This is a genomic window from Komagataeibacter ossonobensis, from assembly GCF_057359305.1.
Window position 1 is genome coordinate 56,476 of sequence record NZ_JBXAYQ010000014.1, and the last position, 21,531, is coordinate 78,006.

General features: G+C 60.5%; 21 protein-coding genes. 10 read left to right on the forward strand and 11 right to left on the reverse strand.

Annotated elements, in window-relative coordinates; all coding sequences use genetic code 11:
• Nucleotides 1-63: 63 nt before the first annotated feature.
• From AC1RQ9_RS09885 to AC1RQ9_RS09900, 4 genes are all read right to left on the reverse strand, one after another.
• The gene (locus AC1RQ9_RS09885; protein WP_485986716.1) at nucleotides 64-1,662 is read right to left on the reverse strand and encodes a tetratricopeptide repeat protein; all 1,599 of its coding nucleotides are present in this window, start codon (nucleotides 1,660-1,662) and stop codon (nucleotides 64-66) included.
• Between the two features lie 93 nt (nucleotides 1,663-1,755).
• Complete coding sequence (locus tag AC1RQ9_RS09890) at nucleotides 1,756-2,154, reverse strand: DUF4112 domain-containing protein (protein ID WP_193731544.1); 399 nt, start codon at nucleotides 2,152-2,154, stop codon at nucleotides 1,756-1,758.
• Nucleotides 2,155-2,184: 30 nt separating this feature from the next.
• Nucleotides 2,185-2,514, reverse strand: a complete 330-nt coding sequence (locus AC1RQ9_RS09895; protein WP_193731545.1) for an Rdx family protein — start codon at nucleotides 2,512-2,514, stop codon at nucleotides 2,185-2,187.
• 89 nt (nucleotides 2,515-2,603) lie between these two features.
• Nucleotides 2,604-4,706 (reverse strand): catalase, encoded by a 2,103-nt coding sequence (locus AC1RQ9_RS09900; protein WP_485986719.1) that lies wholly within the window; start codon nucleotides 4,704-4,706, stop codon nucleotides 2,604-2,606.
• Nucleotides 4,707-4,889: 183 nt separating this feature from the next.
• On the opposite strand from AC1RQ9_RS09900, the gene AC1RQ9_RS09905 reads away from it, so the two are divergent.
• From AC1RQ9_RS09905 to AC1RQ9_RS09915, 3 genes are all read left to right on the forward strand, one after another.
• Nucleotides 4,890-5,711 (forward strand): creatininase family protein, encoded by an 822-nt coding sequence (locus AC1RQ9_RS09905; protein WP_485986720.1) that lies wholly within the window; start codon nucleotides 4,890-4,892, stop codon nucleotides 5,709-5,711.
• A 52-nt stretch (nucleotides 5,712-5,763) separates the two neighbouring features.
• Nucleotides 5,764-6,918, forward strand: coding sequence for a YncE family protein (locus tag AC1RQ9_RS09910; protein ID WP_485986721.1), 1,155 nt, complete (start codon nucleotides 5,764-5,766; stop codon nucleotides 6,916-6,918).
• Nucleotides 6,919-7,137: 219 nt separating this feature from the next.
• On the forward strand, nucleotides 7,138-7,665 hold the full coding sequence (locus AC1RQ9_RS09915) for a methylated-DNA--[protein]-cysteine S-methyltransferase (RefSeq protein ID WP_485986722.1): 528 nt from the start codon (nucleotides 7,138-7,140) through the stop codon (nucleotides 7,663-7,665).
• A gap of 114 nt (nucleotides 7,666-7,779) precedes the next feature.
• Here AC1RQ9_RS09915 and AC1RQ9_RS09920 read toward each other — a convergent pair whose 3' ends face one another.
• A complete protein-coding gene (locus AC1RQ9_RS09920; protein ID WP_485986723.1) occupies nucleotides 7,780-8,397 on the reverse strand; it encodes an acetate uptake transporter in 618 nt (205 codons plus the stop codon).
• A gap of 449 nt (nucleotides 8,398-8,846) precedes the next feature.
• On the opposite strand from AC1RQ9_RS09920, the gene AC1RQ9_RS09925 reads away from it, so the two are divergent.
• Genes AC1RQ9_RS09925 through AC1RQ9_RS09935 form a run of 3 tightly spaced genes read left to right on the forward strand, consistent with a single transcriptional unit; the run spans nucleotide 8,847 to nucleotide 11,385 of the window.
• Nucleotides 8,847-10,451: a flavin monoamine oxidase family protein gene (locus AC1RQ9_RS09925; RefSeq protein WP_485986724.1), complete on the forward strand. Its 1,605-nt coding sequence runs from the start codon at nucleotides 8,847-8,849 to the stop codon at nucleotides 10,449-10,451.
• On the forward strand, nucleotides 10,451-10,876 hold the full coding sequence (locus AC1RQ9_RS09930; RefSeq protein ID WP_485986725.1) for a c-type cytochrome: 426 nt from the start codon (nucleotides 10,451-10,453) through the stop codon (nucleotides 10,874-10,876). Before AC1RQ9_RS09925 ends, AC1RQ9_RS09930 begins: the two co-directional genes overlap by 1 nt.
• Nucleotides 10,876-11,385 (forward strand): RidA family protein, encoded by a 510-nt coding sequence (locus AC1RQ9_RS09935; protein WP_485986726.1) that lies wholly within the window; start codon nucleotides 10,876-10,878, stop codon nucleotides 11,383-11,385. The genes AC1RQ9_RS09930 and AC1RQ9_RS09935 overlap by 1 nt, the downstream gene beginning before the upstream one ends.
• An 85-nt stretch (nucleotides 11,386-11,470) precedes the next feature.
• On the opposite strand, the gene AC1RQ9_RS09940 is transcribed toward AC1RQ9_RS09935, so the two are convergent.
• The 6 genes from AC1RQ9_RS09940 to AC1RQ9_RS09965 all read right to left on the reverse strand — a co-directional run bounded on the left by AC1RQ9_RS09940 (nucleotide 11,471) and on the right by AC1RQ9_RS09965 (nucleotide 17,672).
• Entirely contained in the window at nucleotides 11,471-11,929 is a 459-nt protein-coding gene (locus tag AC1RQ9_RS09940) for a c-type cytochrome (protein WP_485986727.1), read from the reverse strand.
• Nucleotides 11,930-12,263: 334 nt separating this feature from the next.
• Nucleotides 12,264-12,539 carry a hypothetical protein gene (locus tag AC1RQ9_RS09945; protein WP_485986728.1) on the reverse strand — a complete coding sequence of 92 codons (276 nt, stop codon included), beginning with the start codon at nucleotides 12,537-12,539 and terminating at the stop codon, nucleotides 12,264-12,266.
• A 135-nt stretch (nucleotides 12,540-12,674) separates the two neighbouring features.
• Nucleotides 12,675-13,037: a hypothetical protein gene (locus AC1RQ9_RS09950; RefSeq protein WP_193731555.1), complete on the reverse strand. Its 363-nt coding sequence runs from the start codon at nucleotides 13,035-13,037 to the stop codon at nucleotides 12,675-12,677.
• Between the two features lie 74 nt (nucleotides 13,038-13,111).
• Nucleotides 13,112-15,112, reverse strand: coding sequence for an FUSC family protein (locus AC1RQ9_RS09955; RefSeq protein WP_485986729.1), 2,001 nt, complete (start codon nucleotides 15,110-15,112; stop codon nucleotides 13,112-13,114).
• Between the two features lie 252 nt (nucleotides 15,113-15,364).
• A complete protein-coding gene (locus AC1RQ9_RS09960; protein WP_485986730.1) occupies nucleotides 15,365-17,047 on the reverse strand; it encodes a carbohydrate porin in 1,683 nt (560 codons plus the stop codon).
• Nucleotides 17,048-17,153: 106 nt separating this feature from the next.
• Nucleotides 17,154-17,672 carry a hypothetical protein gene (locus AC1RQ9_RS09965; protein WP_485986731.1) on the reverse strand — a complete coding sequence of 173 codons (519 nt, stop codon included), beginning with the start codon at nucleotides 17,670-17,672 and terminating at the stop codon, nucleotides 17,154-17,156.
• Nucleotides 17,673-17,838: 166 nt separating this feature from the next.
• Here AC1RQ9_RS09965 and AC1RQ9_RS09970 point away from each other — a divergent pair, with 166 nt between their 5' ends.
• From AC1RQ9_RS09970 to AC1RQ9_RS09985, 4 genes are read left to right on the forward strand one after another with little or no spacing between them, the layout of a single operon-like run.
• Entirely contained in the window at nucleotides 17,839-18,381 is a 543-nt protein-coding gene (locus AC1RQ9_RS09970) for an iron transporter (protein ID WP_485986732.1), read from the forward strand.
• A 39-nt stretch (nucleotides 18,382-18,420) separates the two neighbouring features.
• Nucleotides 18,421-19,557: an ABC transporter substrate-binding protein gene (locus tag AC1RQ9_RS09975; RefSeq protein ID WP_485986733.1), complete on the forward strand. Its 1,137-nt coding sequence runs from the start codon at nucleotides 18,421-18,423 to the stop codon at nucleotides 19,555-19,557.
• Nucleotides 19,544-20,650 (forward strand): FecCD family ABC transporter permease, encoded by a 1,107-nt coding sequence (locus AC1RQ9_RS09980; RefSeq protein ID WP_485986734.1) that lies wholly within the window; start codon nucleotides 19,544-19,546, stop codon nucleotides 20,648-20,650. The genes AC1RQ9_RS09975 and AC1RQ9_RS09980 overlap by 14 nt, the downstream gene beginning before the upstream one ends.
• A complete protein-coding gene (locus AC1RQ9_RS09985) occupies nucleotides 20,647-21,441 on the forward strand; it encodes an ABC transporter ATP-binding protein (RefSeq protein WP_485986735.1) in 795 nt (264 codons plus the stop codon). The genes AC1RQ9_RS09980 and AC1RQ9_RS09985 overlap by 4 nt, the downstream gene beginning before the upstream one ends.
• Nucleotides 21,442-21,531: the final 90 nt, after the last annotated feature.

Below are 21,531 nucleotides of genomic sequence, written 5' to 3' on the forward strand. Positions count from 1 at the left end.
CACTTAATATTATAATATATGAAATTGTAGCATGGAACATATGGTCATGACCATGTAATGCTGTTATTCGGTCATCGGGTGATTGTTTTCCTGGCGCGCAGGTGGAAAATCACGCTTGACCAGCATGCTGCTTAACCGGTGGATCACGTCGTCCCACATTCCGCTATGGATCTGGCGTATGATACGCAGGGTGGGATACCATGGACTGTCCGTACGGTCCGAAAGCCAGCGCCAGCAGTTATCGAACCGGTCCAGCAGGATAACGGGACATCCCATGGCACCGGCCAGATGGGCTACCGATGTATCAACCGAAACCACGACATCCAGCCCCGCGATCAGGGCAGCCGTGTCATCCATGTCCCGCACGCTTTCCATCGGGTCATACAGGCGCATGCCCGCGGGCATGTCGTGCATCTGTCGGGCATAGACGCCTTTTTGCAGGCTGACCAGATTTATGCCCGGTATTCCGGCCAGTGGTGCGAATTTACGCAGCGGGATCGAGCGCTTTCGGTCCATGGCGTGGGCTGCGGGCACATCGGGGCGGCTGGCCCCGCCCCAGACCAGTCCCACGCGCAGGTCCGTGCCGGTGGGCAGGAACGGCGCCCACTGCCGCACCAGTTCGGGACTGGCGCGCAGGTAGGGCACGTCCGTCCCCGTATGGCCGGGCGTGTTGCGCAGGACATGCGGCAGGCTGAGGAAGGGACAATGCCAGTCATGCGGGGGCAGCGATACCCGTTCACTGAATACGCGCCGTATGCCATCCATGCGCCGGATCAGGCCGTGCAGTGTCTCGGGCGCCTGGATGCTGACCTGCGCGCCCATGCCCACCAGCACGGGCACGAAGCGCAGCATCATCAGCATGTCCCCCAGTCCCCCTTCGCGCGTAATCAGGATGGACCGGCCACGCAGGTCGGCATCTGGCGGCAGGACAGGCAGCATCTCGTGTTCGGGCAGGCGCTGGCGACCGGGCATTTTTCGCCGCCATTCATATTCTGCCCATCCTTCGGCCATGCGACCACTTTTCAGCAGTGTCAATGCATGGTTCATGCGCAGGCGCGCATCATCGGGGCGCAGCGCCAGCGCGCGGGAATGGGCCTGCAGCGCCGCATCCAGCCTGTTCCATGCCCCCAGCAGATGGGCAAGGTTGGCCTGCGTCATGGCGCTGTCGGGATGGTGTTGCACGATGTAATGCAACAGGTCGCGCGCCGCCGTGAATTCGCCCTGTTCCAACAGGGTGATGGCCATGAGGTTGCCGGTACTCAGCTGCGCGGGTGACAGGGCCAGGCCTTCGGCCAGCACGTCCTGTGCTTCCGCCGTGCGACCGCGCTGCAACAGCAGTTCCCCCAGCATGTCATGCGTGCGGATGTCCTGCCGCGCACGTTGCCGGACGGCGCGCAGGACCGCTTCGGCTTCTTCCACCCGGTCATGTGGCAGCAGCAGGGCCAGCATATCGTATGCCGGGTGGCGCGCGCCGGGGTTGGCTACGGCCTGACGGCACAGCAGGCGGGCGGCTTCCTGCACGCGGTTGCATCCCGCATGGGCATGGGCCAGCAGGATTTCGACACGGGGGGAGGCAGGACAGTCTTCCAGCATGGCGCGGGCATGGGCGAACTGTCCCCGCCGCAGCAGGTCGAGTGCAAGCGTCAGCGTATGGTCAGCCATGGCAGGCGGGAAACCGGAACGGGGAAAAACGGATCATGCCATGTTGTGTCTTATATCAGGCCCGGCATGCAAGGGGCCGCGCGCCCGCCATCATCATGCCGTCCGGGGCGTGGACAGGCCGAAATGCTGTTCCAGCAGGGCGACATTGCGCAGGTCGGCCTTGAACGCGGTATCAAACACATCCCCCAGTACCGGCACGAGATCGGCCAGGGCTTCCACGATGATATTACCCATCATGCGCGCAAGTACGGGACGGTCCACGCCCAGATTCCAGCTTTTCCAAACGATATAAAGTGAGGGCAGGAGCATGATCGCCGTCCCGCCCACCGGCAGCAGCCCGATCAGCGTATCCAGTCCCCAGCGCGCCTTCGTGCCGGGAATGCGGAAGGCGGCGTCCAGCAATGTTGCAAGCCTGCGCAGGCGCGCCACTTCCTGACGGATATCGTGGGCGCTGGCGCCATGCGTGGCGTTGGGGGCATATGATGTGATCATACCCGTTATTATGGGGTGTGCAGGGACGCGTTACAATGTGCCCGGCAGATCGTCCGCCCCTGTTTTTTGACGGTCGATATGGCCCATGTCGCGGTCGGGGGCGATGATGTCGCGCACGCGCCGTTTCAGTTCCTTCGGGCCCGGAAAACCACCGTCGCGCTTGCGTTCCCACACGCTGTGGCCATCAACCGTGATTTCAAAATGCCCGCCGCTGCCGGGGATCAGGGTCACGCTGCCCAGGTCCTGACCGAAAGTGGACAGCAGTTCCTGCGCCATCCATCCCGCCCGCAGCAGCCAGTTGCATTGCGTGCAGTACGTGATGGAGACATGGGGGTGATGGACGGCCGGGGCGTCGGGCATGGGTAAGGTTCCTGCTTGCGGCAACACCGGACCGGGTCTGTCCGGCTGCCCCTTTATTGTGGGGGTGTGGGGCCGCCGGGCGCAAGGGGTCAGACGGCGTGGACGTGGCTTTCACGTTCCCACAGGCGCAACGCCCCGCATGTCTGGATGAAGCTGGCTGCGTCCTGTGCGCTGTGTATGGCGATCACGCCTTTGTCGCGCGCCTTGGGGTGCAGTCCCGCGGCCGCCAGCACGATTTCGGCGGCATCGTTATGCGCAATGAACTTGGCATGGGCGAAGGCGTCGGAAATGAAGTCGCGCATGGTGGCCTCGTGGCGCAGAACATTGGCCCCTTCAACCGTGGGCAGCAACGCCACGGCGTCATACAGGACGGATGGGCCGCCATTGATCTTCTGCTGCGCGGTCAGGTCGTGGCCCGCGCTGTCCTTCAGCCCGCCCACGGTGGGGGCGACCAGTTCGACCGTAGCGCCCGCATCCTCGGCGGCATCGCGCAGGGCGGCCAGCAGGGCGGCATCCACCCCGTTGGTGACGACAATGCCCAGCTTGCGGCCGGCAAAGCTGTGCGGTCCGTTTTTCAGGATGCTCAGCGCGGGCGATGGTTCCAGCCCCTCGACCACGGGGCGCGCGGCCTGTGCCGGTGCGGGCAGGGGCGACAGGCCCAGCCCCTTCGCCACTCCCTTGGCCAGTTCCTGATCGACATGCAGCAGGTGGCTGACCATGCGGGCCCGGATGGCGGGGGTTTCCACCTTGCTCAGTTCAAATACGAATGCGTCGCGGATATGCGTCTGTTCCACCGGCGTCTGGCTGATGAAGAACTGGCGCGCCTGGCTGTAATGGTCGGCAAAGGATTCCGAACGCTGGCGGACTTTCTGGCCCGATACCATATCGGGGTATGACCTGTAGCCATTCACGCTTTCACGCGGGCCGCCTGTGGGCTGGGACCATGAATTGGGTTCGTAATTGGCCCGGCCCTTCGGGTTGTGCATGGCCATGTGCCCGTCCTGCTGGAAATTGTGGAACGGGCATTTGGGCGCGTTTATGGGGATATGCGTGAAGTTGGGGCCGCCAAGGCGCTTGGTCTGGGTATCAAGATAGGAAAAATTGCGCCCCTGCAGCAGCGGGTCATTGGTGAAGTCGATACCAGGCACGACGTTCTGGGTGCAGAAGGCGACCTGTTCGGTCTCGGCAAAGAAATTGTCCGGCATGCGGTCCAGCACCAGGCGGCCGACACGGCGGACAGGCACCAGTTCCTCGGGGATCAGCTTGGTGGGGTCGAGGATGTCAAAGTCAAAACTGTCGGCAAAGTCATCATCAAACAACTGCACGCCCAGTTCCCATTCCGGGAAATTGCCACTGTTTATGGCCTGCCACAGGTCGCGACGGTGGAAATCGGGATCGGCGCCATTGATCTTCAGCGCCTCGTTCCACACGACCGACTGCAGGCCCAGCTTGGGCTTCCAGTGGAATTTGACGTAGGTCGAATGGCCTTCGTCATTGACCAGGCGGAAGGTATGCACCCCGAACCCTTCCATGAAGCGGAAGGAGCGGGGAATGGCCCGGTCGGACATGGCCCACATGACCATGTGCGTGGCTTCGGGCGACAGGGATACGAAATCCCAGAAATTGTCATGCGCCGTCTGCGCCTGCGGGAAATCGCGATCGGGTTCCTGCTTGGCCGCGTGGACGAAATCGGGGAACTTGATGGCGTCCTGTATGAAAAAGACGGGAATGTTGTTGCCGACAAGGTCCCAGTTGCCCTGTTTTGTATAAAGCTTGACGGCAAAGCCACGCACATCGCGCACCACGTCCGCCGATCCCTTGTTGCCCGCAACGGTGGAAAACCGGACGAAGGCAGGCGTGCGTTCGCCGACATTGCCGAAAATATCGGCCTTGCAGACATCGCTCAGGCTGTCGGTCAGTTCGAAATAGCCATGCGCGCCATAGCCGCGGGCATGGACCACGCGTTCGGGGATGCGTTCGTGGTCGAAATGGAAGATTTTTTCCCGGAAATGGAAATCCTCCATCAATGCCGGGCCACGGGTTCCGGCACGCAGGGTGTTCTGGTCATCCGATACCGCGACACCCTGCTGGGTGGTCATGACGGGGGTATCGCCACCTGCTGTCTGGTGGGTTTCGCCCCCCGCGCCGGTATGCGTGGTGGGGGACGTGGGGGTATGGGATGTCTTTGCCATGGCGTGCGTACGTATCCGTGCAGATGGGTGCGGAAAAAACAGGGGTGTGGGAAGGTCTGGCTTTTCCAACGGGCATGGACGGACAGGGTTTCATGGAACCTGCCGCATGATGGTTGCCAATTCCCCGTGTACAGGGCACAGGAGCGGCGTGTATCACGCGTCATTGTGGGGTGACTGCCGTTCATGCGTATGTTCTCTGGTTTCCTGTCCGGGCTTTCGCTGCTGCTGGCGCTGTATGGCGGCGCGCCCGCGTGCGCGGCCACACCCGATACGGTCGATTTTGCCGACCTGACATGGACCGAAATCCGTGACGCCATCCATGGCGGTGACACCACCATCATCATTCCCGTTGGCGGCACGGAACAGAGCGGTCCCTATATCGCGGTAGGCAAGCATGACGTACGCGCCATGATCCTTGCGCGGCGCATTGCCCGTGATGCCGGCCATACCCTTGTCGCACCCGTGGTGGCGTACGTGCCCGAAGGCGGCACGTCGCCGCGCACGTCCCATATGCGCTTTCCCGGCACGATCAGCATTACGCCCGCAACCTTCCGCGCATTGCTGTCGGATGCGGCGGAAAGCTTCCGGGTGCAGGGATTCAGGCGCGTGGTGCTGATTGGCGACCACGGCGGCTACCAGAAGGACCTGCGCGCGGTGGCGGATACGCTCAACCGGCGCTGGCAGGGGGCGCATGTGCTGTATGTCGCGGCGTATTATGACGTGGTGCCCGGCGCCTATTCCACCTGGCTGCGCCAGCACGGCCACGCGGCGGAGGTCGGCATGCATGCCGACCTGTCCGATACATCGCTCATGCTGGCGCTGGATCCTGCCCTTGTGCGCACGCAGGCCCTGCGGGCTTCCCCCCTGCCCACCACGGCGCAGGGGGTGTATGGCGGCGATCCCCGACAGGCCAGTGCGGCGCTGGGGCAGGTGGGGGCCAACATGCAGGTGGCGGCGGCCGTGGCGGCCATGCAACACGACCCAACAGGACAGAATCCGCACTGATTGCACCAGCTTCATGGCGTGCTATAGGGGCCGCAAGGAACAGGATCACACTATGATACAAAAGAAAAAGCTGCCGGTTCTGGGACTGGGCATGCTCCTGCTGTCGGGTGGCAGCGTGCTTGCGCAGGCCGTGGATACCATTCCCGGAATGCCACCCGTGGTGGACCCGACCAATATTTACACCGAAACCCGGGCCGGGAAACTCAATCCCGAAGTGGCGCAGGATCCGCCGCGCATCTACGTGCCCAACCTGCGGTCAAACAATGTGTATGTGATCGACCCGCAGACGGACAAGGTCGTCGCGCGGTTCAAGGTGGGGAAAAGCCCGCAGCATGTCGTCCCGTCATGGGATTTGCGCACATTATGGGTTACCAACAATGCGGAAGGCACGACCGATGGCAGCCTGACGCCAATCGACCCCCGCACCACGCAGCCCCTGGCCAATGTGGCGGTGGATGATCCGTACAACATGTATTTCACCCCCGATGGCAAATCCGCCATTACGGTGGCCGAGGCCCGTCAGCGGCTGGATTTCCGTGACCCGCACACGATGGAAATGCAGGGTTCGGTGTCTGTCCCGCAATGCAAGGGGGTCAATCACGCCGATTTTTCCATTGACGGGCGCTATGCCATCTTCACCTGCGAATTTGGCGGCTACCTGGCCAAGGTCGATACCGTCAACCGTACGCTGATCGGATACCTCAAGCTGTCACGTGGCGGCATGCCGCAGGATATCCTGACCGCGCCGGACGGCCACAAATTCTATGTGGCGGACATGCATGCAGACGGTGTGTTCGTAATCGACGGCGATACCTTCCGTGAAACGGGCTTCATTCCCACCGGCATCGGCACGCATGGCCTGTATCCCAGCCGTGATGGCACAAAGATGTACGTGGCCAATCGGGGATCGCACAAGATCCATGGTCCGCCGCACAGCAAGGCCGGTGGTGTCAGCGTGATTGATTTCGCAACGGACAGGGTCGTGGCCAACTGGCCCATTCCCGGTGGGGGCAGCCCCGACATGGGCAATGTCAGCAATGACGGCAGGACGCTGTGGCTGTCCGGCCGGTTTGATGATGTTGTCTATGCCATCGATACCACCACAGGTGCCATGCGTAGCATCCCCGTGGGGCTGGAACCGCATGGCCTGACCGTATGGCCGCAGCCGGGGCGGTATTCCGTCGGTCATACCGGTATCCTGCGCTAAGGGGACTGTTTGAAAACAGATCATTGATGAATGGAAGTTTTTTGGTGCCGCCTTTTGTGGAAAAGGCGGCATTCTTCGAAGTTTTCTGAAACAAAGCTTCACCAAAAACTTCTGGATGACGCGATGGTTCAGGGGGGACCTGTTCCAGGCATGTCATCCCTGTTGTATCCTTGGCGGCGCATGCGATAGGGTCATACCCCACAGGGAAGTCTCCCGGTCATGAAACCAGCGTCGCCTGCCGCCATAACTACCCGGCTTGTCATGGGGCAGTCCGCCCTTGGGTCGGTGCTGGTGGCAATGGGGGATAGGGGCATTGCCGCCATCATGCTGGGTGATGATCCTGAATCCCTGTATCACGCGGCACTGGCCAGCTTTCCGGGGGCCTGCCCGGCGCATGGCCAGATGGCGGATCGCACCCTTGCGGCGGTGCAGGCGTATATTGATACGCCATGGGCACCGCCCGACCTGAAGCTGGATATACAGGGCACACCATTCCAGCAGCAGGTATGGCAGGCGCTGCGTGCCATACCGTGCGGGATGACCACCACCTATACGGAAGTGGCGGCACAGATTGGCAGGCCGGGGGCCGTACGGGCCGTGGCCGGGGCATGTGGCGCAAACAGGCTGGCGGTGGTCATACCCTGCCATCGTGTCATACGCAGTGATGGCAGCCTGTCAGGGTATCGCTGGGGTGTCGGACGCAAACAGTGGCTGCTGGCGCGTGAACGGGCAGGAAACTGCCGGTAATCATAAGAAAGTTTCAGGTAAGCTTTTTTTAAACTTCAAAGAACGCCGTCTTGAAAAAAAACGGCGCCCAAAAACTTTTATTATTTTTATCAATGGTTTGTTGTTAAGCACGTCTCAGGAAATATGAACCACAAGGTCATCCTTGCGCGGGATTTCGCTGGAAGCATGCGGCAGGCCGACCGGCAGGATGGTGTGCCCAAACTGGATTTCAAAAATCTCACTGGCCGCCAGGTATATCGCACTCAGGCCACAGAACAGCCCCTCATACCCCGCGATGACGCCCAGCACAGGCTGGCTGAATATCTCCGCATAACCAAGCAGGACAAACAGCAGCGTCAGGCTGAAGAACACGACCTGATGCATGCGTGACGCCGCAAGCGATCCAACTGCCATAATGGCTGTAAACAGCGCCCATACCCACATGTAACTGCCCAGCAGCGCAGGCGTGGATTCAGGCGCCAGCCCCCAGTGCGGCAGGAACAGCAATACAGCCAGCGAAATCCAGAATGCCCCATAGGCCATGAAGGCCGTCATGCCAAACGTATTGCGGTTGCCATATTCCAGCATCCCCGCAATGAACTGCGTCATGCCGCCAAAGACCAGACCCATGGCCAGGATGGCCGAACCCATTGGCACGATCTGCGCATTGTGCAGGTTGAGCAGGACGGTGGTCATGCCAAATCCCATAAGCCCCAGCGGGGCGGGACTGGCGTTTGCGTGGTTGGGCGCCATACCGGTTTTTCCGTTCCATGATGGATGAATTATGACAAACCATGTCACCGCCGTCAGGGCGAGGATATTAAAATATGGCTTACCCTTGGCCGGTCATGAACGGCATGCCAATGCACGGATACGGGCAGGGTTCCCCCGGGCATGGGAAACATGGATATGAAATTACAAACATGACTTTAGGGATTTCATATTTCATATCCGGCACAACCGAATACAATAAAATGTTCCGGATATGAAAAAACATTGATTATTTGTGCGTTTACTGCACATAAAATCAGGAAATATAATATAAAATATCAGGATAAATCATATTTTTAAAAAATATCCAGTATTGTATATAAAGAAAGACATTGTATTTCGAACGGGGATCGTTCCGGTCGGGATATGGTTCAGCCGGAAAGGGCTGTTAAGATAGGCTATTGTTTTCATTGATTTCCTGGGATTGATTGATGACAGACCCCCATCCGCACAAGACCCCCACGCGCAGGCAGCTCCTGACCCGGATCGGCACGCTTGCCGGTAGTGCGGCACTGTATCAGGCCATGACCACTATGGGGCATGCGCAGGGGACGGATTTCACGGCCCCGCCAGTCCTGTCGGGTGCGAAACGCGGAACGCGCGTACTCGTGCTTGGCGCGGGGCTGGCGGGCATGCTGTCCGCCTATGAACTGCGCAAGGCGGGATACGCGGTGCAGGTCCTGGAATTCCAGGGGCGCAGCGGGGGACGCAATATCAGCCTGCGCGGCGGTGACACGGTGACTGAACTGGGCGGCGCCGTGCAGAAGGTCGGCTTCGCATCGGGCAACTACATCAATCCCGGTCCATGGCGCATTCCCTATCACCATCAGGGGCTGCTGCATTATTGCCGGGAATTCGGGGTGGAACTGGAACCATTTGTGGAACTGAACCACAATTCATGGCTTCATTCCTCCACCGCGTTTGATGGCAAACCGGTGCGGTACCGTGAATTCTCGACCGACTTCACCGGCTTTACGGCTGAACTGCTGGGCAAGGCGATCGACCAGCACAAGCTGGATGACGTGGTGGATGCGGATGAACGCGAACACCTGCGCACCGCCATGGAACAGTGGGGCGGCCTTGACCCGGATCTGGCATATCGCAAGGGCGACACCAGTTCCCAGCGCCGTGGGTATGACAGGCCGCAGGGTGGCGGCATTGACGGCGCACCAGTCCCATCAGACCTGTTTGCGCGCAAGGATGTGCTGCGTTCGGGGCTGTGGACATGGATGGCCTTTCACGAACGCCTTGAAATGCAGACAACCATGTTCCAGCCCGTGGGGGGCATGGACATGATCGGCAAGGGGTTCAACCGGCAGGTGCATGACCTGATCACCCTGAACTGCAAGGTCACATCCATACAGCAGGACGAACACGGCGTGCGGGTCATGTATAATGACATGAACCACGGCGGCGTGGTGCGGCAGGCACAGGCCGATTACTGCGTATGCACCATTCCGCTATCCATCCTGTCACAGCTGGATGTGCAGGTCAGCGCGCCGCTCAAGGCTGCGATCATGGCAGTGCCCTATGCGTCCTCGGTCAAGATGGGGATGGAGTTCAGGCGCCGCTTCTGGGAGGAAGATGACCAGATCTATGGCGGCATAAGCTATACAGACCAGCCGATCAGCCAGATTTCCTATCCCAGCCACGGCTATTTTTCCCGTGGTCCGGCGGTGCTGCTGGGGGGATACATGTTTGGACCCGCCGCCTTTGACTTTGCGGGAATGACGCCACAGGCACGGCTGGAACAGACGCTGGCGCAGGGCGAGATCCTGCATCCCGGCACGTATCGCAAGGAATTTTCAAACGGCGTCAGCCTGGCATGGAGCCGCGTGCCATGGGCGCTGGGCTGCTGTTCGATGTGGAGCGAGCAGGCCCGCAAGACGCATTACAAGACGCTGTGTACGATGGACAACCGCATCGTGCTGGCGGGCGAGCATGCGTCCTATGTCGGATGCTGGCAGGAGGGGGCCATCCTGTCCGCGCTGGATGCGGTAACCCAACTGCATAAACGGGCACAGGGAGCCAGCTGATGCGCAGGATCGTACTCCTTTTCACCGTGCTTGCCCTGCCGCTGCTGGCCCCGTCAGGTAAGGCGCATGCCGATAGCGCCAGCGCGTTTGAAGGCGCCGTCCAGCCCATGGCGACGGGGGAGGACGTGTACCACCACGTCTGCCAGAGCTGCCACATGCCCGATGGCAAGGGGGCCATGGGCGCGGGCGCGCAGTTCCCGGCGCTGGCCGGTAATGCCAAGCTGCAGGTCAGCGCCTATCCAATCTATGTCATCATGAATGGGTATGGCGGCATGCCGTGGTTTTCGGAAATGCTGACGGACCAGCAGATTGCCAATGTCGTAGCCTATATCCGCACGCATTTTGGCAATAACTATACCGATCCTGTGACCCCGGCGGATGTAACGCCCCAGCGGCCAGCCGTCCCGCCCAAGGAGATATATTGATGCCCGACATGAAAACAGCCCTTGCCGCACTCGCGCTCATGACCGGCGTGGGGGCCGCACTGCCCGCGCATGCGGCGAATGGCATCGTGCGTCACCCGGAAAAGGATTTTCCCATTTCCACCGCGATCGAGGTGCCGGCAGGGGCTTCGACAATCTATCTCAGTGGTGAGGGCGCACCGGTACAGGACAGGAAGGCCGATCCGCATACGATCGCGGCCTATGGCGATACACAGACCCAGACCCGCGCCGCCCTGGAATCCATTCAGGGCGAACTGAAAAAGCTGGGTCTGGGTCTGGGCGATGTGGTCCAGATGCATGTTTACATGGTTGAGGACCCCAAGCTGGGCAAGCTGGATTTTGACGGGATGATGAAAGCTTATACCCAATTTTTCGGCACGGGGACGCAGCCGAACCTGCCCGTCCGTTCCGCTTTTGGCGTGGCCCATCTGGGCAACCCCGGCTGGCTGGTTGAAATCGAGGTCACGGCCGTGCGCACACCGGGCCGGTAGTGCCATATTCAGGCCCGTTGCGCCACGGCATGTGATGACAGGAAAGGGAAGGGGGATCAGGTCATGGTCCCCCTTCTCATATCAATCAGGGCAGCGGATGTTGTGCCTCAAGCGCCTTGCGATTTTCCGCCATACCAGATGGGGTGGCGGATTTCTTCCGTCCCGCAACGACGTCATCCACGCTGAAAATCGTGGCATCCGTCCCGCCCGGCAGGCCCGCCACATGGTTCAGGATGCCGGCGATCTGGTCATCGGGTAGCATCTTGAAAGATGGCATGAACCCGCTATAGGCATTACCGCCTGCCGTAATCGGCCCCATGAGGCCATTCAGCGCAACGCCTACAATATACTGCTTGCCCGCCGGCGTGCTGGCAATCTTGTCCACCCGTCCGGCCAGTAATGGAAACTGTCCCGGCACGCCCTGGGCATTGGCCTGGTGGCATACACTGCAATTTGCCAGGAACAGCGTCGCGCCATCAGCGGCCAGCGCGGACCCCGCAGGCATGGACAGGCAGAATATCGCGGCCAGCAGACTTTTTTTCATGGGTCATTCCCTGATCTATCCCGTTTCCGGCAGCTTATCCTACTGCTTCGTGCCGACATATCCCCGGGGCGGAATGAATGGGAAGGGACGGAGGGTGTCAGCTATGTCTGATGTTCATGACGTCATGCAGGGAAATATGAAGTGCCCGGGTGCTGCAGATAAAAAAAGGACGCCCCGCCGAAGCGGGACGCCGAGTTTAGGGATTGGGAGACGTTGTGGTGTCACGAGATCCACACCCCATTAACTTCACCTGCGGATAATAGTTTTCCTAAAACCAAATTAATGAAGAAAATATTTTGTGCATGATATGTTCTGCAATGCCGGGTATGGCTCATCATACCCCATGCAGCATGACAAACTGCCGGGCGAAAGGCAGCATGACCGCAATGCTCAGCAACCCGAGTATAACGGTCATTCCGGCAAAGGTCGCCATGTGGTGGGGATAATCCTCGGTATATAACAGACCGCAGACCCAGAACACCACGGCTTCCACCGCCAGGCCAATGCCCAGTACCGGGATATGGAAAAACGCCCCGGCCAGCCACCATGCAATCGCCCCCATCACAACGACACCCATCGTTGAGCGGAATAGGAACCGGATTGCACGCATGTCTGTTGCCTGGCCTTGTGATCGGAATGGAAAAAACGTCACGTAACCGTGATTAAGGGCACAGGATGCCCGTTTCCATGCCGATGGGCAACCGCAGGCAGCGGGCATGGCCGACTGCCTGCGGGGCAGGCGTGATTACTGCGCGGCGGGAGGGGCAGCCGGTGCCGTGCCTGCTGCGGGGGTGTCGGACGTCATCTTGCCCGGCGTGGTTGAATGTTCGACGTCATACGCGGTGGCCTTGGCTTCATAATTGCCCTTGGCGCCGGGGTGTTCCTGATCATACAGGGCGGCCTTCGCCTTGGCTTCCTTGCGGTATTCGTGGCGCTTGTACATGCCCGTCACGCAACCGGCGGCGGCACCCAGTACGGTGTGGTGGTTGGCTACATGCCCGCCGACCGCACCGACCGCGCCGTATTTCAGGCAGCCACCGGGTTCGGCATGGGCGGCTGTGGCGCATGTGATGGCCGCGACGGCACCCAGAAGAGCGATTTTACGCATTGATTTCATCCTTGTTTACATACAGATCGGTCTGATATTCAGGGCATATCCGATACGAAATATTTTGTCACCTTTTACGCCATGATATCCGGATTTTCGTGCAGGCCAGCGGTAATGATATGCAAACAGGCTAGGACTTCCGCCATCTGCGCCCTTGCGTGCGGAGTTGTGGCGCGTGCCTGTTCATGCTGTGTCCAGGACAGTACATACGGGATCATGGCAGTCGCCTGTCCCCTGTCCCATCGCGCCAGGAACAGGGTCACGATCCGCTCCGCCCGCAGGGATAACCGACCTTCGCGGACCAGTTCACGCAGGCGGATGACATAGATGCCAACCGTCATGGACATGATCTGCCGCGCGACACAGGCCCCCAGAACGGGCGGGGGCAGGGCGTTGGCCTGAAACAGGATGCGTACCAGGCTGGTGGCGCAACTGTTCAGCCAGGCGGCCGCATCCGTGTGGGTACCCATCCGCGCCAGATGACGCAGGCGCAGGCTGACCCATGCCTCCGTCCGGCGGACATGCACGTCCATGCGGAAAGGCACGACCAGCCGGTAGGTCAGGAGCACGAAAATGATACTGGCCAGAAACGCCATGGTATTGTTCAGGAACGAGACTTCATCAAACCGTCCCTGATTGATCGGCCCGATCAGCACCGGCAGGAACATGTTGAAGGAAAAGGCATAACCCGCAAGCTGCGGCCTGCGGGCTGCAAGCCCCCCGATCGTCATGGGCACCAGCAGGACCATCAGCAGGATCTCCGGCGCGGTAATGGCCGGAATGACCCACAGCGTAAGTACTGCCGCCGCGACCGCGCACCACAATCCCCCCTTCAGGAACGGGGTGGTGGCGACCAGCGGGTTTTCGCGTGTTGCCATCAGGCCGTAAATCAGGGCGACAAAGGAAATGAATGCAGGCCCGTGATGCCATGCGGTAATTTCCCATACAAGACACGCCCCCATGATGGCCGCCGCCGCACGGAGGCCGTTATTGATCGCCTCACGCATGTGGCGGCGTGATGTCAGGCTGAAACGGAACCGGTCCCTGCGTGGCGCGGTGGTGCAGGCGGTTATTTCGCTTCTGACCCGCGTGGCTTCCGCCAGCAGCGCCGTGGTCACCGGCTGCCATTCCGGGTTGTCCACCGTATCGGTGGTGGCCGCGGGGGCATTATCGCGCACCCATGCCGCGAGTGACTGCTCGGGTCGCGCGTCATCGTCATGCGGCGGCGCGGTCATGCGGGGATGCAGGATCTGCAGCGCGCGCGCCTGCGCCAGCATGACCAGCATCCCCGCCAGTGCGCGTCGGGCGTGGTCACCTACATGGTTGCGCGGCCCCAGTTCCAGTGCACTGAATTCGATCTGTCCGCTAAACGTCACGATCCGTTTCAGCAGGGTGCCGGTCATGGCCTGCTGTTCCGGGCTGGCTGATGCGCCGGGGTGCCGGGTGATCGTGGTGCAGGTGGCGTGGAATGTATCGGCCAGACGGTCCAGAAGCTGCTGGCGGGCGCGTTCCACCATGCGGGGCATGAACAGGACCGCCAGAACCGCTTCGCACAAGACGCCCAGTATGATGTAGCTGCTGCGCGCGACACTTATGGCAAAGACATCATCAGGTTGCGCAATGGCCCCCGTGGCGATGATGGCGGATGTAAAACCCGTCAGCACCAGCCCGTAAGCCCGGTACTGGTCCAGCAGTGTCGCCAGTGCGCAGCACAGCCCGATCCACAGCGACAGGCAGGTAAAGAACAGTCCCGGCGCCTGCGGGAAAGCTGCCATCAGGGTAATGGCCGCGACGCTGCCCACCAGGGTTCCGAAAATCCGCCACCGTGCCTTGGACAGGCTTTCCCCGCGTGAGGACTGCGCTACGACCCATACGGTCAGCGGTGCCCATTGCGGGCTGTCCAGTTCCATCCACATCGCGATCAATAGCGAAATGATGGCGGCAAACGATGTGCGTACCGCAAACGCCAGATCAGGCAGGGCTGGCGCATAAATCCATGAAACGCGCCTGACTTGATGCATCAGCACGCTGGTAATGCGTTCAGGCAGGGGTAAAGTTGCGGTCCGGGCCCCCATTTCGTTCAGCCTTTTACATCATGGTCAGGATGCGCATTGCCCATGCAGGCTTTGCCGTGGCGGAACATGGCGGCGGCGGTGCCGCCCGGTCCAATCGTTTGTTATGATATTTTGATAAGTAATATTTATGAAAAAGCCCCTGACGGAATTCAGGGGGCATGAATGCCGCAGCGCATGGCGGATACGGGATCGGTATCCGTCATGCGCTGCGGGTCTGTATGGTGTCAGCCTGTCATGGAAACGGGCCGGTCGTCAGAATGTAATATTGCTGTGCAGGCCGAAGATCGCCTCATCGCCGGTGCGGCGGTAGGGGAAGGACGGGTCGGCGCCGCCGCCCGCGGGGTGCCAGACGTACTGGAAATCGGGCTGCATCACCAGCCACGGCGTGACCTGCGCCTGATAGGTCAGTTCAAGGTGGTTTTCATTGCCCTGCACCAGCGAATGGCTGTCGCGGTCAAACTGGCGCTGCCCCGAACTGGCGCGGCCAATGCCCCAGCCCAGGCCGATCGTGTCGTTGTCACGCCCCCTGAACGGGGCCTTCAGGTTCAGGCCCGCGTCGATGGCGAAGCTGATCATGTTGCGGTCGCCCCCATTACCCGTGGCGCGCACGAATACACCCAGCGAGCGCGGTGATGTCAGCGAGGGCCGCCAGATCATCTGGTCGATGATGCCATAGACCATCCAGTTGCCCCGGTCCCATCGCGGGGTCAGGTCGGCCTGCGTGGCACTGGCATCCAGCGTGGCCGCCCCCAGTGAACCGCCACGCTGGTTGTAGCGGTAGTCGGCGAACTTCGCGGTATCGTAATAGCCACCCAGCTTGTACACCCCCGGCAGGCCGGGGTTCCTGGTCACGTTGGACATGTCGGCAGGCTGGGGGTTGAGCGCGTATTGCAGTTCGGTGATCAGCAGCGCGCCGGTGCCCATGTTGAAATTCGTGCCGTTGGCGCCGTCATAGGTCTGGCTGGTGGGATCGGAACTGAAGCCGCTGTTCGATCCGGTGGCCTGCTGGATGGGCAGGGAGTTGTAGCGGTTGCCCGGCGGATTGTCGTCGGCGGCCGCGAACATGAAGGTGAATTTCTCGCTGGGGCGGTAGCGGATGCGGATGGCGGGCGAGGACAGCGGCCATGACGGCCCGCCACCATACAAATTGACCGAAGGGGCCATGGGCCAGCCGAAATTGGCGTTCAGGTAAAGCGATGCGTAATCACTGACCAGGAATTCGGTATCCAGGTCCTGTTGCCCGATCTTCACGTCCAGCTTTCCCTTGAGGAAGGACTGCTGGTACCACAGTTCGAACAGGCGGGTGGAGCGGTCGGCCTCGAACCCACTGATGGGGTTGAAGTTGTTCAGATGATCCTGCGAGATCGAGCGCCCGCGCGTCTGCAGCGCGCTGACATTGAACAGCCCGCCCTTCAGCCCGAACAGCTTTTCGGTATCGATGGTCAGCGTCGGCATGGTGACGCCGTCATAGGCGGGGCCTGTGCCCGAACCCTGACCGTCGCCATTGGTGCTGGGCGTGCCGCCGGTGCCGTTGCCCCAGACCTCATCGACTTCCTGGATGTCGAAGGTGATGCCGTGTCTGTACAGCCACGGCCGTGCGCCCCACATGTTGCCCAGCAGGTTGCCGCTGGTGTCCAGCCTGTCCTCGCCGCCCGCGGCGACCGCGGCCTGTTCTTCCGTATCGGCCTGCGCGCGTTCGGAATCCCGCACCGTGGCCGGGTCGATCTGCTGGATCAGCGGGGTGGAATTGCCCAGGCGGGCGCGGTCTTCCTCGATCTGCGTCTGGACCTGTGCAAAGCCTGTCGCGGGCAGGGCCAGCGTGAAACATACGATACATGACCCCGTAAGCAGACGTCGCCGGACGGTGCTGAAGGAAAGGGCGGGAACGAAAAGGTTCGATCCCCCTGATAGATGCCGTGAATGGGGAAGGGTCATGATATCCGCCGCAATTGAGAATCAGTATCAATAAGAATAACTCTCAATTACATTTTGACGCAAAACCGTCAATCGCAAGCATCATGCGTATTTTGCAAGGCTGATATCAGCGCAAGAAAACTTTTGGTACACCTTCGCTATTCAGACACGACATGATCATCACACCGGTCCACAGGGACAGTGAAATACTTGCCCCGACCCGTCCACGTAATGAAATGACCGGATTTCCCCTAAGTACCGACAGGTAAACCGAACGGTGGCACCACATGGCATTCAGCATGGCCAGCGTGATCAGCAGCAGCTTGGGTGTTAGATACGCCCGGCTGCCGATGTGTACCGGGTCGTAGAAGAACAGCACGACACCCGTAACCATGGCGGTGGCGAAGGCAATGTGCAGCGGGCGCACCATCAACTGCGCCGTGGGCGCCAGGCGGGGCGCCAGGCGGGGATTGAGAATGCCGAGGTCAAACAACATGTCCATCCCGAAAAACATGGCCATGCTGACAATGTGCACGATGCGGATCAGGTAATGGACCGGTTGCAGCCAGAAGTGCAGCATCCGGCTGTCCATTGCGACCAGGACCGCATAGGGCAGTCGCATAAACGCGAGGGGATGGCTGATCATGGCAGGGGGTCTCCGTGTGTATCGCACAGCACATACCATCCGTTGACAGTGATAACAATTATCATTATCAGATTTGTGAAATCAGCCGGAAGGGAATCTGCAATCCAGGCATGGGATTACTGAAAGTTAAAAATAAAACAGAGACCATGACCTGATGTTCAGATATATGGAAACAGTCATCATGAAGAAAAAGTGTTCTATACTGGCGCTGGCTATCACGGCCCTGCCTGTGGGCGTTACGGCGGCACAGGCACGTGAATATCCCATCGGCGGCCCCGTTCAGGCGCATGACATGGAAATCGCTTCCAGCTACCTGACGGGTATCATGGTGGATCCCATGCCCGCCGGCATGACCGACAATACCAGGCCCGACACCATCCACCTTGAAACCGACGTCCACGCTACTGCCGATAACGTGTGGGGTTATCCCGATGGGGCATGGGTGCCGTATCTTACGATCGGTTATTCACTGACCAAGGACGGCACGCCGTGGAAGGCTGAAGGCACGATGCACTTCATGACCGCCAAGGATGGCCCGCATTATGCCGATAACGTGCAGATGGATGGCCCGGGCCGCTATACGGTTGTGCTGACCTATTCCTCACCCGAACAGAGCGGCTTCCTGCATCACGTGGACAAGGAAACCGGCACGCCAGGATTCTGGAAGCCGTTTACCGAGAAGTTCAATTTTGCCTATCCCCAGAAATGATTTTTCCAGGGGTATGAGTAAACAGGTTGGAGCAGGGTGATGGGACGGATACTGGATCACTGGCGTGCGCTGGCATGCGGTACAGTGGTGGCCATGGGCCTGTCGGCGGGGCTGCCTGCGGCGCGGGCTGAAACCGTGACCGACCTGGCCGGCCGCAAGGTGGACATTCCGGCCAGTGTCCATCGCATCATCCTGGGGGAAGGGCGTCTGGTCTATGCCCTTGCCCCATTGGAAAAGCAGCACCTGTTTGACCGGATCGTAGGGTGGCAGGGGGAATTCCGTGGTGCGGATACCCAGAGCTACGATCAGTATGTCGCAACCTTCCCGCAGGCGGCCAGGGTGGCGCTGATTGGCAAGACCACGGCGGATACGGTCAGTCCCGAACGCGTGCTGGACCTGCATCCCGATCTTGCGATCCTGACGGTATCCGGCCATGGGCCGGGGGCGGCAAGCGAACTGGTCACGCAACTGGAAAGCGCCCATGTGCCGGTCGTCTTTGTCGATTTTCGTGCTGACCCGCTGCATGACACGGTTGCGTCCATGCAGATACTGGGCCGCGTGCTGCATCGGGAGTCCGAAGCAGCGGATTACCTGTCCTTTTACCAGTCGCACCTGAAATACGTGACCGACCGGGTGGCGTCCTTGCCTGAAGCGCAGCGGCCCCGGGTCTTTATCGAAATGCTGGCCGCCATGCGCGAAAGCTGCTGCCATACGGCGGGCAAGGGCAACATGGGTGCGTTCATTACGGCGGCTGGTGGCCAGAATATCGCAGCGCCCCTGTTGCCGGGATATATCGGGGACATTGACCTGGAAAAGGTCATTTCCGCTGATCCGGACATATATATAGCCGACGGGACCAAGGGACCGAAGGCCAGCGGGCCGGGCCTGCGCATGGGGGCGGAGGTGACGCCGGACGTTGCACGTGCATCCCTGCAGCGTGTAACGGAGCGTCCGGGCATTTCCAGCCTGCGTGCGGTCACTACCGGACATGACTACGGCATCTGGCATTCCTTCTATGATTCGCCGTACAACATCCTTGCGGTCGAGGTGATGGCAAAATGGTTCCATCCGGACCTGTTTGCCGACCTTGATCCCGATGCGACGCAGAAGGAACTGTATGACCGCTTTCTTCCCGTCAGGCAGGAAGGGACATTCTGGGTCAATGCGCGTCCCTGATGATGTACCGGTAAGCACACCTGCCGTCCCGTCTTCTTCCGACCTGTCGGAGTATGCCCGGCAGGTGCGCGGCTCCTATCGCATGCTGCTGCGACGGCGGTTGGGGATCCTGGTGGTCATTGCCGTGTGTATCGTCGCGTCTGTCGTACTTGATTTCTGCCTGGGGCCGTCCGGCCTGTCGGTGGGGGCGCTGATCCATACGTTGCTGCATCCGCATGGTGTATCTGCCGGGCAGAGCGTCATTGTCTGGCAGATCCGCCTGCCTTATGCGCTCATGGCCGTATGCGTGGGGGCGGCACTTGGGCTGGCCGGGGCGGAAATGCAGACCGTGCTGGCCAATCCGCTGGCCAGTCCGTTTACGCTGGGGGTTTCGGCTGCTGCGGCGTTCGGGGCCTCGCTGGCGATTATCCTGCAATGGCGGTTGCCCGGCGTGCCGGATGCGTGGGTGGTGTCGGCCGATGCCTTTGTGTTTGCCATCGGGTCCGTCCTGCTGCTGGATATGGTGTCGCGCAGGCGCAATGCGGGAACGGGCACGGTTGTGCTGTTTGGCATTGCCCTGGTATTCGCGTTCCATGCACTGGTTTCCCTGTTGCAGTTTGTCGCCAATGAGGACGCGCTGCAGGATCTGGTGTTCTGGACCATGGGCAGCCTGACGCGGGCGACATGGCCCAAGCTGGGGTTGCTGGCGGTGGCCTGCGTGGTGGTGGCGCCGCTTTCCTTTCGCGCTGCATGGAAACTGACCGTGTTGCGTATGGGGGAAGAACGAGCCGCCAGCCTTGGAGTGGATGTGCCACGCGTGCGGCGGGGCGCGTTGCTGCGGGTCAGCATCCTGTCGGCGCTGGCGGTGTCCTTTGTGGGGACGATTGGATTTGTCGGGCTGGTCGCCCCCCATATCGCCCGCCGCCTGCTGGGGGAGGACCATCGTTTCTACCTGCCCGGCAGCATGTTTGTCGGTGCGCTGGTCATGTCGCTTTCGTCCGTTGCGGCGCGCAACATCATGCCCGGTGTGGTGATCCCGACCGGTATCGTGACGGCGCTGGTGGGCATTCCGTTCTTCCTTGCCATTGTTCTGCGCAGGCAGGGGCTTTCATGATGGATGGCCTGTTCGCGGAACACGTAACCGTCAGATATGGTCGGCGCACCGTTCTGGACGACCTGACGGCCGGCCCGTTTCCAGCGGGAAAGGTATCTGCACTGCTCGGTCCCAATGGCAGCGGCAAGTCCACTCTGCTGCGCGCCATGGCGGGGTTGGGGGAAGCGGCGGGCCGGGTCATGCTTGGCCCGGATGAACTTTCGCGCATGTCGCTGGCGCAGCGGACCCGGCGTTGCCTGTACCTGCCCCAGACCCTGCCGGCCACAGTACATCTGCAGGTGCTGGAATCGCTACTGGCTGCCCAGAATGCCACGGGTGCCATGCCCGGGGGCATGGGTGGGGATGAAATCGATGCGGCGCTGCGTATGCTGGACATATTCGGCATAGCGGATCTGGCTATGCGGTATATGGATGAACTGTCGGGTGGGCAGCGTCAGCTTGTGGGGTTGGCGCAGGCACTGGGACGGCATCCCGATGCCCTGCTACTTGATGAGCCGCTTAGTGCGCTCGACCTGCATCATCAGTTTGCTGTCATGGAGGTGCTGCGGCGTGAGACGGAACGGCGCAACATCGTGACGGTCATGGTATTGCATGACCTGAATATTGCCGTGCGCATGACGGATTATGATGTGATCCTGCGCGAGGGTAAAATTATCGCAGCCGGGATCCCGTGTGATGTCATTACGTCTGACACATTGCGTCAGACCTATGACATTGTTGCCCGTGTGGAAACCTGTAGTCGGGGATTGCCGCATATCATGGTGGATGGGTTGGCGACTGTAAGTCACTGATCGCTGGTTGAAAACAGTCTATTGATAAAAAAGTAAAAGTTTTGGGTGCTGCCTTTTTTCGAAAAGGCGGCATTTTTTGAATCTTTTTTG